General features: G+C 66.2%; 14 protein-coding genes. 4 read left to right on the top strand and 10 right to left on the bottom strand.

The genetic code is table 11. The features are described from left to right. The first annotated feature begins 1 nt into the window (after position 1). Both ACFVAJ_RS16965 and ACFVAJ_RS16970 read left to right on the top strand, forming a co-directional pair. Complete coding sequence (locus ACFVAJ_RS16965) at positions 2–1,762, top strand: RecB family exonuclease (protein WP_376946113.1); 1,761 nt, start codon at positions 2–4, stop codon at positions 1,760–1,762. 61 nt (positions 1,763–1,823) lie between these two features. Then, on the top strand, positions 1,824–2,414 hold the full coding sequence (locus ACFVAJ_RS16970; protein ID WP_376946115.1) for a hypothetical protein: 591 nt from the start codon (positions 1,824–1,826) through the stop codon (positions 2,412–2,414). A gap of 61 nt (positions 2,415–2,475) precedes the next feature. On the opposite strand, the gene ACFVAJ_RS16975 is transcribed toward ACFVAJ_RS16970, so the two are convergent. The 3 genes from ACFVAJ_RS16975 to ACFVAJ_RS16985 all read right to left on the bottom strand — a co-directional run bounded on the left by ACFVAJ_RS16975 (position 2,476) and on the right by ACFVAJ_RS16985 (position 7,758). After that, positions 2,476–6,855 (bottom strand): FtsK/SpoIIIE domain-containing protein, encoded by a 4,380-nt coding sequence (locus tag ACFVAJ_RS16975; protein WP_376946117.1) that lies wholly within the window; start codon positions 6,853–6,855, stop codon positions 2,476–2,478. A 166-nt stretch (positions 6,856–7,021) separates the two neighbouring features. Next, positions 7,022–7,615 carry a nuclease-related domain-containing protein gene (locus tag ACFVAJ_RS16980; protein WP_376946119.1) on the bottom strand — a complete coding sequence of 198 codons (594 nt, stop codon included), beginning with the start codon at positions 7,613–7,615 and terminating at the stop codon, positions 7,022–7,024. Next, the gene (locus ACFVAJ_RS16985) at positions 7,612–7,758 is read right to left on the bottom strand and encodes a hypothetical protein (RefSeq protein ID WP_376946121.1); all 147 of its coding nucleotides are present in this window, start codon (positions 7,756–7,758) and stop codon (positions 7,612–7,614) included. The genes ACFVAJ_RS16980 and ACFVAJ_RS16985 overlap by 4 nt, the downstream gene beginning before the upstream one ends. A gap of 84 nt (positions 7,759–7,842) precedes the next feature. On the opposite strand from ACFVAJ_RS16985, the gene ACFVAJ_RS16990 reads away from it, so the two are divergent. Continuing rightward, positions 7,843–8,409: a hypothetical protein gene (locus ACFVAJ_RS16990; protein ID WP_376946123.1), complete on the top strand. Its 567-nt coding sequence runs from the start codon at positions 7,843–7,845 to the stop codon at positions 8,407–8,409. Between the two features lie 7 nt (positions 8,410–8,416). On the opposite strand, the gene ACFVAJ_RS16995 is transcribed toward ACFVAJ_RS16990, so the two are convergent. The 6 genes from ACFVAJ_RS16995 to ACFVAJ_RS17020 are packed head-to-tail and all read right to left on the bottom strand — an operon-like array spanning position 8,417 to position 11,755. Continuing rightward, complete coding sequence (locus ACFVAJ_RS16995) at positions 8,417–8,752, bottom strand: hypothetical protein (protein ID WP_376946125.1); 336 nt, start codon at positions 8,750–8,752, stop codon at positions 8,417–8,419. Between the two features lie 37 nt (positions 8,753–8,789). Further along, positions 8,790–9,608 (bottom strand): metallophosphoesterase, encoded by an 819-nt coding sequence (locus ACFVAJ_RS17000; RefSeq protein WP_376946127.1) that lies wholly within the window; start codon positions 9,606–9,608, stop codon positions 8,790–8,792. A 17-nt stretch (positions 9,609–9,625) separates the two neighbouring features. Beyond that, positions 9,626–10,156 carry a hypothetical protein gene (locus tag ACFVAJ_RS17005; protein WP_376946129.1) on the bottom strand — a complete coding sequence of 177 codons (531 nt, stop codon included), beginning with the start codon at positions 10,154–10,156 and terminating at the stop codon, positions 9,626–9,628. Further along, entirely contained in the window at positions 10,153–10,836 is a 684-nt protein-coding gene (locus ACFVAJ_RS17010) for a TIGR00645 family protein (RefSeq protein ID WP_376946131.1), read from the bottom strand. The genes ACFVAJ_RS17005 and ACFVAJ_RS17010 overlap by 4 nt, the downstream gene beginning before the upstream one ends. Further along, positions 10,833–11,462 (bottom strand): TIGR00645 family protein, encoded by a 630-nt coding sequence (locus ACFVAJ_RS17015; RefSeq protein ID WP_376946133.1) that lies wholly within the window; start codon positions 11,460–11,462, stop codon positions 10,833–10,835. The genes ACFVAJ_RS17010 and ACFVAJ_RS17015 overlap by 4 nt, the downstream gene beginning before the upstream one ends. Before the next feature lie 38 nt (positions 11,463–11,500). Next, positions 11,501–11,755 carry a hypothetical protein gene (locus ACFVAJ_RS17020; RefSeq protein WP_376946135.1) on the bottom strand — a complete coding sequence of 85 codons (255 nt, stop codon included), beginning with the start codon at positions 11,753–11,755 and terminating at the stop codon, positions 11,501–11,503. Between the two features lie 279 nt (positions 11,756–12,034). Here ACFVAJ_RS17020 and ACFVAJ_RS17025 point away from each other — a divergent pair, with 279 nt between their 5' ends. Beyond that, positions 12,035–12,445, top strand: a complete 411-nt coding sequence (locus ACFVAJ_RS17025) for an ABC transporter ATP-binding protein (RefSeq protein WP_376946137.1) — start codon at positions 12,035–12,037, stop codon at positions 12,443–12,445. Positions 12,446–12,449: 4 nt separating this feature from the next. Here the strand turns inward: ACFVAJ_RS17025 and ACFVAJ_RS17030 are convergent, their stop codons facing one another. After that, positions 12,450–13,082, bottom strand: coding sequence for a hypothetical protein (locus tag ACFVAJ_RS17030; RefSeq protein ID WP_376946139.1), 633 nt, complete (start codon positions 13,080–13,082; stop codon positions 12,450–12,452). Positions 13,083–13,109: the final 27 nt, after the last annotated feature.

Consider the following 13,109-nt stretch of genomic DNA (forward strand, 5'->3'; position numbering starts at 1 on the left):
CATGAGTATCGAAACACTGGCTCCACTCGTCACGGGGGTGGCGTGGTCAGGCGTGAAGCTGATCGCGACCGATGAAGACGTCGTCGACAGCCGACTGCGCCGCAAAGCGCTGTCCGCGTCGACGTCGAAGTCGATGAAGGGATGCCTCGCACGATTCGCCGTGGAGAAGCTCCTTCCCCGCGAGGACGACCCGTTCTCCGCATCGGCGCTCGGGACGAGCACGCACGCGGTCCTGGAGGAGCTGTACAACCTCCCGGCCGCGGAGCGCACCCAGGAGCGATTCCACGAGATCAAGTTCAAGATGGCGGAGGAGATGTGGTCCGAGGGTGCTCGAGGTGAGCACCCGGAGCAGCCGTCCGCCGAGGAGTGGCAGCAGCGCAAGCAGTTGTGGCTCTCCGAGGTGGACCGTCTCGGGCTCGGCGAGTTCAAGATCGTCGACCCGAAGAGCGTCGTCGTCTTCCAGAACGAGCTCGGCTTCGAAGGTGTCGACATCGCCGGCGTCCCGGCGATGGGGTTCATCGACCGTGTCGAGGTCGTCGAGGTCGCCGGGAAGTCCGCGTTCCGTGCTGTCGACCTGAAGACCGGCAAGGAGAAGACGCCGTACGACCGGAACCGGTACGGGGACGATCACGGCGACCAGCTGCGCATCTACTCTGACGCGCTGCTCGCAGCCGAGGGGAAGCCGGCCGCACAGGCTGCGGTGCACTACACCCAGTTCGGAAACTCACGCGAGGTTCCGCTCACCGCGACCGCGATGAACGCCACCCGGAAGGAGTTCCGGCAGTCCTGGGACATCCACAACCAGATCATGGCTCGAGGCGAGTTCACGACGAAGACCGGCCCGCTGTGCGGATGGTGCCCGGCGGTGAACTCCTGCCCTGCAGCTGCGCTCGCGAACTTCAAGGCCAGCCCGAAGGTCGCGAAGCAGCCTGTGACCGCGGTCGAGCTCGGCATCCCGACGGTTCGGCCTGAGCTGAAGCCGCTCGGATCGAAGCTGCCGCCGGTGAAGCCGGTCGCACCGAGCGCCGCCGTGGTGATCGGTCAGATCGCGCAGGCGACGGCCGAGCAGTACACCCCGATCCCGCACAACGACATCGCTCCTCCGGCGCAGGACTGGCTTCCCGCGCATGACACCGGTGACAAGTTCGACTCACCCATGGAGGAAGCCATGACCACCGCCCACCTCATCGCTGAAGGCAACCCGCGCGAGCAGATGCTCGCCGACAAGCTGAACGGCGCTTCGTACGCGGCGATCGCCGTGTTCTCAGTCCCGCAGATGGCGGCCGAGATCCTGCACGACGCCGGCCGCCCGCTCGCTCCGGACGCGATCGACCGCATGACCGACCTGCTCGCCTCGATCATCGTCGAGGTGCAGAAGGTGTTCCGCGGCGGCTCGTTCAACTGGGGCGACGGCCTGAACACCCGCATCCGCGGCGTCCTCCGCACGACGATCACGCTCACCCCGATGCCGTGGGAGGCCACGGACGAGCAGGCGTGGATCGACTGGGAGCGTGTCGCCGTGAAGCGGACCACGTTCTTCGTGAACAAGGGCATCCGACTGTACAACTTCGGCAGCCAGGTCAGCGGTGGCTCGTTCGCGGCACTTCTGCCGGCGCAGGACACCACTCCCGCCGAGGCGGCGACGCCCGAGCCCACTCCCGCACCGGAGACGCCGGCAGCCGAGAAGCCCGCCGCGCCCGCGAAGCCCAAGTCGGCGCCGAAGCCGCGTGCACCGAAGGCGACTGAGAAGGCCGCCGCCTAACAACTTCACCGAGAAGAAGCAGCCGCACCTCGCGGCATCCATCCTGAAAGGAAACACCGCAATGCCCCTGGACAAGTCCATCAAGGACCAGATCGTCCTCGCCGCACTGACCGCCGCCGGCACCGCCGGTGACGACGCGGACGCCCACGAGGCTGCGGTGCTCGCTCACGCACGAGCGATCACCGCCACCCTCATCGACGACACCTCGAAGTTCCACACGGCGGTCGACGAGATCGACGGGTCGAGCAAGTTCGTCGCGATGATCAACGCCGTTCGCAAGGAGGCGTCGTCGAAGCGCGCGATCGTCTACTTCGAGAACGCGAGCGGCCCGATCAACGAGTTCCGACCGCAGTTCACGCTCGAGCAGGTCCACCAGATCCACCTCGAGCGCGAGGCTCTCCGCGCGGAGAAGAAGAAGCTCCCGGACCTGCCCGACGGTCTCGAGATGATCCGCACGGAGCGAACCGACCTCGCCGACGGCGTCAACCTCGCCCGCTACGCGACCGGCCTCACCGGACACCGTGTCGTCGTCTTCAAGATCATGGAGCCGACGCGAGACCCGAAGGTGAAGGTCCGGGTGGTCCGCCACCTGAAGGACCTCGGCGTCGTCGACAGCTACGTGGTGCCGCAGAAGGCGCCCGCTTCCGCATAGCGCGCACAGCACAACCAAGAAGCCCCAGCCAGCCGGCTGGGGCTTCTTGGTCTTTCCGACGTCAGAAGTCTGAGGGGATGTCCCGGTTCACGACCCGGCGCTGCTGTGCCGGCGCCGAGTCGGGCCCGAAGTCGTCCACGGGGATCAGCTCGGGCTCCAGGACCGCCGGCGAAGACACGAGGTCGTCGTCGTCGAGCCCTTCGAATGCCGACATGTCGAATGACGGCCCGTCATCCTCGTCGAACTCCGCTTCGTCTTCGCCCAGCCACCCGTCGATGAAGTCGGCCTCCTCGACAGTCAGCCCGGTCTCAATGCGGGTGCCAGCGAGCATCACCTCAACCTCGGCAATCTCGAACAGCTCCTCGCTGACTTCCTCCCAGGTCAGCCCGAGGGGTGACTCATCACGGAGCTTGTCGTCGATCCACACCGCGCGCTCGACGTCGGGGTGCTGGTCCAGGTAGTCGGCGATCGCGTCCAGCTTCCACCATCCGTGACGGGAAGCGCGGCGACCCAGAACCGGCAGTCTTCCGCGGCCGAGGAGCTCGGAGAACGTGTCGTTCGCGTAGTCCTCCCAGTCTGTGAGCCATACGATCTTCGCGTCCATCGCACCGATCGTGGCGAGCATCCGGTCGCTGACCGACACCGCACCCATGCCCGGCACCTCGATCATCCGCCAGTCGCCCCACGCAGCGTCACCAGCCGACTTCAGCGGAGCCACCGCGCCGTCGACGTCGAGGAACACCACCTTCGTCGGGTGGTCGTTCGATCGGACCGGCACAGCTTCCGTCGCCTCGGCGGCCTCGTTCAGGCCGAAGATGTCGTCCACGTCGTCTCCTTCTTCTTCGTCGAGCTCGTCGAGGAACGACGAGAAATCAACCTCGAACGATCCGAGGTCCTCCACCACCGGCTCCGCCTTCGTCGGCCGGGACGGCGCCGGCCGGGCCGCGGGTGCGCCGTCGTCGTCGGCGACCACGAACTCGCCGGTCACCTCGGGCTTCGGGATCAGCGAGTGCAGGTCCACCCGCTCCGACTTCTCGAGCGGAGCGCGACGCTCGGCGAGCTTCGCCGAATACGTCGCCTGCGACGGCTCGAACCACGACTGGATGATCTCCGCGATGCCGTCGCCTTCGTAGAGCCCACGACCCTTCGGGATGTGATCACCGAGTGTCGGCGCATCGGTCCAGTTCTTCAGGGCGCTCGCCCGGTCACCGTTGGTGGCGTTGCCGAGAAGCATGCGGGACAGGTTCGTCTTGAGGTCACCGGCGCCCGGGATGGAATCCAGCATCTTCGCCGTCAGCTTCTGCGTCGCGAGGATCAACGTGACACCGGCGGAACGGGCTTCACGAGCGACCTTTCCGGTCATCGTGCCGATGTACGCCTTCGCCTGGTTGCCGCGGATCTGAGCTTGACGCTCCGCCTCCACGACCGGGTCTTCCGACACCGTCTTCGAGACCGGGTCTGGCTGCATGAGGGACGTGAACTCGTCCATCATCAGGTAGATGTGCTTCGGGCGGATGTCCTCGGGAAGGTCGCGGTAGCTGCCGGCATTGTGCTTCTTGTTCAGCTCCTTGCGGCGCATCACCTCCGCGTAGACGTGCTTCATCAGCGCAGCGGCTTCCTCCACCGTCGACGCGAACGCCTTCGAGTACGGTTCGACGAACCCGAAGTCTGCGCCGCCCTTGGTCGGGTCGACGACGTAGATCTCGGTGTCCTGCACGGCAGCGCCGTAGAGGAGCACCTGGAGGTTCACGGACTTACCTGCACCCGAAGCGCCGGCAACCAGCACGTGAGCCAGCTTCTTCGGGGAGAACGCCACGGGCTCGCCTTCGACTCCGGTCGCGAATGGAATCTCTCCGTCCGCGGCGTCCACTGCGTCCCAGTCGACCGCTGCGAACTCCGGGAGCGGGTGCTGCTTCGAGACCAGCATCCGGACATGCTTGGCGCCGTCAGGGTGGCTGCGCACATCGACGTACTGGTTATCCGTTGCCGTCATGAGGGTCTGCGACGCCGCTTTGATCTGCCCCGGGGTGACGCCTGGCGGCATCTCGAAGTCGAGAACCTGGACGCTCTCGTTGCTGGGGAGCACGTCGGTGGCGGTGAGCTTCGGGACTACACCGCCGTCGCCGATGACCTTCGCGACGAGGAACGCCTGCTCCCAGTCGAGGCTGGTGACGTAGTCCTCGTGGGTCATCCGATTGCCGCGGCCGCGAGCTTCGGCGTACTTGAACCCGGTGATGTTCGGGTTCGAGCCGGTGACGATGGTGATGATGCCGTCGCCGGCCTCTGCGACCCGGAGGAACTGGGACTGCAGCGCCTGGCGGATCTTCTGCGCCTTCTGGCGCACCTCTTCGATGGTGACGCCGCCGTACAGCTTCAGCTGCACCTTCCACATGTGACCGCGGGAACGTCGGTCGCTCATCGGGGTGGCGGAGATCATCTCGGGGCGTGCCAGCTTGCAGGAGTCGAACGCACGGTTGATGAGGCCGGCGAGCACCCATCCGGCAGCCTTGTTGTCCATCTCCGCCGGCATGATCGAGTCCGGTGTGGTGGGAATCGTCTCGGAGGACCAGTACACGGCGATCGCCTGTTGGTGGCGCTCTCCGGCGCGGACGCCGCCCCACCCGGAAACGCCGGTGATCGACGTGAACGGCGCGGCGGACAGCGTGGTGGACAGCTGCGGCTCGAACGGGCGTGGCGGCTGGATGTACTCGAGGATCGAAACGCCCTGGGGGATCACCATCGGTTGGCACTTCACGGTGACCAGGCGTCCGGAGGGGAGGATCGGCAGCTTCGCTTCGCTGTACACGTTGTACTGCGGGCTGGGCTTCCGGGCACCCATCTTCAGGATGTCGTTCCAGCGGATGTCCCACCGGGCGAGGACGGAGAGCTCCACGAACCGGTTCTCGAGCCCGTCGACGGTGAAGTCCGGGGCGCCGGAGGTGAGCGCGCCGAGGTAGACGGTGTTCGCTTCGGCGTCGACGATCACTTCGACGCCGAGGTACGCGCCGATTCCGCCGGACGCCATGTCGAGGTAGCCGAGCGACGCGCCGTCCGGGAACGCCCACGACGTCCGCCATGCGCCAGGGGTCGGCTCAGCCGGTGCGCCGGAGACGGTATCGGCTGGCGCGTCGAGGGTGTCGATGTCGTCGTCTTCGTCGGAGCCTTCCCAGAGCGGCTGGTCGCCGTCCTCGGCGACGCCTGCGGCGATCGACTCGGCCTGCAGGAGGACGGCGCGGCCCATTTTCTGGTCGTCAGACACCGCCCAGGTGACCGCGGACGCGAACGCGAGCTCGACGAGCTCGGAGGGGAGCTCGTCAGTGGACAGGTCGGGGAGTTCGCCGGTGAGCCAGGTGACGATCCGGAACCGGGTCGGGTGCATGGAGCCGGGGATCGGCTGACCGTTCGCGTCGACGTCGGGCTCTTCGAGGATCGCGATCTTCTTCCCGGACCCGATGAGCAGGGTCAGTTGCGGGACCATCTGCATGATCCCGGCCGCGGCGCCGCCGGACACGGCTGCTTCGAAGGTGTCCACGGTGACGTCGTCGGCGACCTGCTTGTGCGCGATCAGCCGGGGAGGTTCGGTGAGCTTCAGCTCGGCGGCCTTCCACCGGGGATCCCATTCCGCTCGAGCTTGGACGCGGTCGCGCCATTCCTGCAGCACGGGCCCGCGGAACGCCGCATGGAGGATGAGCGCGGCCGCGGTGACGGCGACAGCGATGTTCACCTGCCACAGCTGCACCGGGTAGATGTCGAGCCACCAGGTGAACCGGGTCGAGACGATGCTGAACGCGAGTGAGGCGACGAACGCGGCGGCCGCGGCGCCGATGACCGCGCCGATCGCGCGGGCGCGTCCCTGAGCGGTGACGAACGAGTCGTAGATCGCGTCGTAGCCCGTTGCGGGTGCGATGTCACCTTCTGCGGCGTTCTGCCGGACAGCAGCGGACACCTGCATCACGAGGATGTACGAGGCGATCGCGTTCGCGACTCGGCCGGTTACGACGAGGTCCTCGACGCCGTTGGTGGGGAATGCTGCGGCGATCACGGCGAGCCCGAGCGCTGCGTAGAAGAGGAACTGGTGCTCGACCTGGGAGATGGTGTGCGCGGAGAGCTTCTGCAGGACGGGGATCTTCGAGTTCGCCATCCAGGAAACCGGCTGCTGCCGGCGGCCGGGCCAGAACGGCATCCACGTCTCGGATGGGATCAGCATCGACCACTTCAGGGACGACCACATCCGGTAGCTGTTCAGCTGCTTCTGCTCGACCGGGTTCCCCGGGGTGGGCGGGTCGTTCTTGGTCCGGCCACCGGTGAGCTGCGGCGGGGATGCGAGGTGGGCGGCGACGATGAACGCGATGAACGCGACCGCGAAGCCGGGGAACCCGTACCACTGGGCGACGATGCCGCCGACAGCGCCGAGCCCGGCGACGTGCGGGGCGATGTTCATGGTCGGTTCAGGCTGTCTCGCTGCTGCCATCATGTCTCCGGTGATCGGGCGCTACCGCGCCGCGGGGTCGGCAGGCCTGGGGTCACTGGTCTGCATGTTCTGGACATGCGGCGAAGCGCCACGCGCTGGGCGTTTCTCGGGTTCCCGGCGGCTGGCGGGCCGTCGGTCAGCGGCGCGCGAGACGTGCGAGCTTGGAGACCAGTCGAGGGTCGGCCTGGCTTCTGCCGAACAGCACTCCGGCCACGACACCGGTGAGCAGCGGGCCGTGGACGATGAGCGGCCGGCCCGGCGGACGGAAGAACAGGGTGGACAGCGGCTTCGGGCCGGTCGGCCAGATGATCAACGCCGTCTTGATCTTGCTCTTCGGGATCCCGAGATGTTCTGCGAGGAGGTCACGCGCCATCGGCAGGGTGCGTTTCTCGGCGGGGAAAGTGACGGCACCGGCCTTCGTCTTCGCTTTGAACCGGCGGAGACCACGGAACGTGGCGCCGCCGACGGTCCAGTAGAAGTTCCCCTGCCAGACCTTCGAGTCGATGATCGTGACGGTGTCGCCGGACACGACGACATGATCGACGTTCGCGGCGTACTTGGTGCCAGGCATGTTGAGGTCATGGAGGACGGTCACCCCGGATCTGGCGAGGATGTCGAGGATCTTCGCGGTGCGGCGTTCTCCTTCAGCTCCGCGCGCAGCGACGTCGGCGTTCGCGGCGAACCCGGACTGGACGCTGCCGCCGGCAGTGCCGTAGACACGGCCGGTCAAGCGAACAGCCTCGCGATGTCGTTCCAGGCGCCGGCGATGACGATGAAAGCGAGTACGCCGACGATCGTCCAGAACCCCGCTGCGGAGTGAAGGAACGCGTCGACTTGTTCGCGCTCGTGGTTGCGTTTGCGTTGCTCGTCCATGTGTTGTGGACATGCGGCGGACGCCTGTGCCGGCCGCGGAAAATCAGCTGAGATCTCCTCCCCGGTCGCGGCTATGGTGTGCCCATGACCGAAATCGCTGCACCGCTCCCGCTCGTGAAGCGGCGACCGGCCCTGTTGCCGGCACTCATCGGTGTGGCGATCCTCCTGGTCGCGATCGCGCCGCTGCCGTACCCGGCGTACCTCTACCTGCGTCTCGCTGTGTGCACTGTCGCGTGGATCCTGGCTGTGACCGTCGTCAGGGCGCTGCCGGATGAACCGGCGAGGTCCAGCTGGTTCCAGGAGCCCGGTGTGTGGAAGTCCGCTCCGTTGCTCGTGGTCGCGGCGGTGTTCTTTTTCGGGCCCGCTTCGGGGGTGGAGTTCGGAAAGACCGCGTGGCAGCTGATCGATGCTGTCGCGATCGCCGTGTTCCTCTTCTACGGGTTCACGGTGGCGCAGGCCTCACCTGTTCGCAAGTGGGTGAATGGTGAACGGGTGGAGTCGCCTCGGGGTCCGCTCTGGGTTCCGGTGGCGTGGGTGGTCGGGTTGCACCTTCTCCTGATCGTCTACGCGGCGATGACCGCAGGCGGCCAGGATTGCGTGGAGCGTGAGTACGGCGGAGCAGGCGGTTCGTCCTGCGTCTCGTACGAGTAGACCGGGATCAGCTGGCGCGCTCGATTTCGAGGCATGCCGGGCATGGCCTCTCGCATTCTCCGATCGTCAGGACATGGCGTTCGTACACTTCACGGTTCGCGGCGACGGCCGGGAAGCGGAGCTCGAGCATGGCTTCGGCGGCACGGACCTCGGCCACAGCCTGGGGGACCCTACGGAGGATCATCAGCTCTTCGATGAACCTGACGCCCGCGCCAGGGTACGTGTCGGGGTCGACAAGCCAGTCGAGGTCGACGACCTCCACTGTGCCGTGCTCCATGTAGCTCTCGCCGTGACGGATGACGACGATCGGGGCGCCTGGTTCAGGGATGCTGCGGGTAGGCATGGGTGCTCCTTCTTCTCGGAGCACCCATGCGCGGAGGTCAGAATCCACTGCGGTTCATGACCATCTCGAACCTGTCCGACCCGTCCAGGCTCAGGACTCCGACGTTCCACTTCTGCCCGTCTCGGCCGAGTGAGACGACGGTCCTTCCATCAGGAAGTGTCGCTCGAGCGGGGATGTGCATGTGCCCATGGAAGAGAGCTCGCGGCCGAACCCGGTTCCACACCGACGTCACACGGGAACGCGACTCTGCGGAGTAGTTCAGAGCATGAAGCGGCCATCGCATCGGGTTCGAGGCGAGCGTCTGCTCGACCTCTGGGGTGCCGCCGTTCACGGTCTCGTGGGTGATCATGATGTCGGCGGGCCCGCCGGAAACAGCGGCGTCGACCTGAGCGTCGGTGACCGTCTCTTCCGGCCACCAGGTGTGCCCCTCGCGACGGGCGGAGTAGTCAACGGACGCGGCGCCTCCGAGCGACAGGAAGCTCACACCGTTCAGGGTGAACCGGTGTGGGCGAGGGAGCACCCACACAGTCTCGGACAGCTTGATCAGCTCGCCGGGTTTCGACGCGAACCGCGCTTCGAGGCGGCCGTGGTCTTCGTGATTCCCGAGGGTGACGATGATTCGGCAGAGCTTGCTTCCGGACTGCTGAGCCTGCTTCACCCAGTAGTCGACCGAGTTGAGGAACTTCTTGCCGCTGCTGCCAGGCCAGATCCCGAAATCGCCGACATGGAGGATGGTCTGCACGTCGGGGTGCTGCTTGGCGAGTCTGGGGATGATGACCTGGACCCAGGTTGATTGTCCGTGCCAGTCACCAGCGATCGCGACGCGGGTCTCTCCGGGGAGGGTGAGGTCTTCCACAGGGCTCTCCTTCAGGGTCAGAGGTTCGGAGTGTTCATGCGCGGCCGCGATGCTGCGACGAGTGTTTCCGCTCGTACCGCCTTGGACCGGTCGCGGCGGAGGATCTCGAGGACCTGTTCGGCGTGGGCTCCGCGGACTTGGCAGGCGAGCATGACGCGGCGGTGTGGTTTCTGGTCGACGGCGATCTTCTCGAGCACGTCGAACGGGGTTGCCGGGTTGCTGGCAAGCCAGAACAGCACTTCGTCGTCGAACCCTGCTTCGAACACCTGCCGGAGAAGGTCCGGGCTGGAGGTGTTCTGCGCGAGGAACGGGCGCAGCGCCGGGTCCTTCAGGAGGCGCTCGAGGATCTCTGCGCTGACGGCCGGGTTACGTGCGAGCTCCACTCGCGCCGGGAACGAGTGGTAGACGAGCCGTCTCGCGACCCGGTCGTCGATCTGACGGTTCGCTGCGACCTGCGCGGCGGTGTCAGGCCCGGGCCGGTCGAGGAGCGCGTCGAACAGTTCCGGGTCGGCGACGATCGCGCCGAGCTCGGCGGTCGCCGCCTTCATCGCTGCGTCCCGGATGCTGCCGGCTGCTCCGGGTGAAGGAGCGAGTCGAGAGCGTCCTGGTCGCGGCTCTCATGGACGATGCCGAACTTCGCTTCGCGGATGCGGAGCTTCCGGTCGCGGATCGAGTCCTGGTTGTGCCACCAGTCGATCCACGCGAGGCCGAGCGCGGAGAGGATGAACAGGCAGTGGATGGTGACCTGCCAGAACACACCGTCGACGGTGTAGTTCTTCGCGGCGCTGCCGGCAGGGTCGCCGAGGTCGGCGATCTCGATGAACGTCTTCAGCAGATGGATGGAGGAGATGCCGATGATCGACATTGCGAGCTTCGTCTTCAGGACGTTCGAGTTGACGTGCGAGAGCCATTCCGGCTTGTCGCGCTGACCGTCGAGTCCGAGCTTGGAGACGAACGTCTCGTAGCCGCCGATGATCACCATGATGAGGAGGTTCGCGATCATGACGACGTCGATGAGGCCGAGCACGCCGAGCATGACGACGGACTGGGAGACGTGCGCAGGGTCGGAGAGGACGGCTTCAGCGAGCCGCCACAGTTCGCCGACGAACTGGACGACGTAGAGGACCTGAGCGACGATCAGGCCGAGGTAGAGGGGTGCTTGCAGCCACCTCGAGGTGAAGATGAGGGTGGCGATCGAGTCGCTCCAACGGAACTTGCGGGTGGTCATCGGAGTCCTGCTTCCTTCTCCTCGATGAAGAGTTCTCGTTCTGCGAACTCGGCTTTCACGCCCCACCGGTCGATCCAGGCGAGGCCGACGGCGGAGAGGATGAACACGGCGTGGATGACGGTCTGCCAGAGGACGCCGTCGACGGTGTAGGCGCCGGCGCCGTGCCCGTTGTCTGATCCGACGGCGGCGACTTCGATGAACGTCTTCAGCAGGTGGATGGAGGAGATGCCGATGATCGACATCGCGAGCTTCGTCTTCAGGACGTTCGCGTTCACCTGCGACAGCCACTCGGGGCGGTCGTCGGAGTCTCCGGTGTCGATCTTCGAGACGAAGGTCTCGTACCCGCCGATCACGACCATGATGACGAGGTTCGCGACCATGACGACGTCGATGAGGCCGAGCACGCCGAGCATGATGACGTTGCCCTCGACGCCGGTCGGGTCGGAGAACACCTCGTCGGCCATGTGGACGAGCTCGTTGACGAACACAGCGGCGTAGAGGCCCTGAGCGGCGATCAGCCCGAGGTAGAGCGGCGCTTGCAGCCACCGGCTGGCGAAGATGAGGAGGGCGACGGCGCGCGCCCATCGGCCGATGGGGGTCAGGGTCTCAGGTGGTGCGGAACTCACTCCGAGAAGTCATGCGGCGACTGGCCTGTCGGACCGGATCAGATTCGCTCGTAGACGGGGATCATGTAGACGGCGTCGATCTGCTCTTCGGTCAGCGAACAGAATCGGCATGCGTCGTCGGCGATGAGGTGCTGTCCGTCGAAGCGGCAGTCGGAGTAGGCGTCGTCACCGTCGTTGCTGAGGCTCTCGATGTGACGGTCGAACGTCGTTTCGTCGTCGACCTGATACGCGGCGTCGGCTGCTTCCGACTGCTTCACTGATCGCTTCGTGGATCGGCGGAGGTTCTGCTTCATGGGGTGGATGCTGATCGAAGACAGGAAGATGCGGCTCACCACCGGGATTCGCCCGACCATTTTCGCCACGTCGTCTCCTTCGCCTTGCTGGTCCTGTCCCTTCTCCATGCGCGGCGACCGGGCCCCGTGCCGTCTGGCTGACGATCTTGCATTCGGCCTGGTCGCAGGCCCGCTCCGGAACCTCCAATACTTCCGACCCAAAGCGCAGATAGCTCGTAAGTATTGGAGGTCGCGAGGCCGAATTCTCACTACGTCGTAGCGGGCAGGCAGAATGTGAGCATGGAGACGACGACGCTGGACGGCAAGCTGCGCGACTGGGCCCGGGGCATGACCACGACCGCGGCAGCGACGGAGCTACTCATCCGCGCCGGGTACGCCGGCGAGCACCGCGAGTGGGTTCACACCGAGGATCCGGAGCGTCCGTGGATCGACTTCGCGTCCATCCCCGACCTCATCGGCGGCCTCTCCGGCGGGCAGCAGCGGGTTCTGCGGATCGCATCGTCTCTCGCATCGGATGTGCCGATCCGTCTCGGCGACGAGATCACCGGGCTCGACTACCCGCTCGCGTCGCTGGTGCTCGCGGCGTGCGCGCAGGCGTCCGGGTACGGGGACGATGTCCGGTTCCCGGAGCTGGTCGGCGATGACGTGAAGGTCGTGACGAAGCCGGCGATTCTCCGCTGGCCGGCCTGACCGGTCACGCGGCCGCGGGCCGCCGGCGGTCGTTCAGTGCCGCGAGCCGCTCGCGGTTCTCCTCGAGGCGTGCTTCGTACGCGACCATCATGGTCTCTGCCAGTGCATAGTTCTGCGCCGGCAGTCCGTTCGACCATTCGGAGTCGTTGATGCTGAACGCTTCTGCGTCGTCGAGCTCAGCGACGTCCCAGTTGGGGTCGGCCTCCTCGTCGTTGTTGTCGTCGTCGTACTCGTCGAATTCGAACTCGTCCACGTCATACTCGAACTGATGCCGCTCCCACTCGACGATGTCGACCTCACCGTCGACGTCGAAGAATCGGCGGCCGTCGCTCGCGAACGCATGGATGATCGACTGGTCGTCGGCACGGAAGTACACGGTGACGCCACCGAGCCCGAAGTGGCGGGCGACCGCGTACGCGAACGCGACGCAGTGCCCGTTTTTGAACGCGAACTCGGCGTTGTCGTCCAGCACTCCGGGGGTCACCGCAGCGCGTTGGAACACGGTCGGAACGAGCACCTTCCCGGTGACCGGGTCGAGCTCGAGGCTGTTCCCGATCGGCTCGGCTGGGGTGTGGTGTTCGGAGGCGAACCGTCCGTCGAGGTGACGGGTGCGGTCGGCAACATCAGTCTTCGTCATGACGAACTGGGTGTGCGGCGACACCCT

This window comes from Agromyces sp. NPDC057679 (assembly GCF_042799635.1).
Taxonomy (GTDB): Bacteria; Actinomycetota; Actinomycetes; order Actinomycetales; family Microbacteriaceae; genus Agromyces.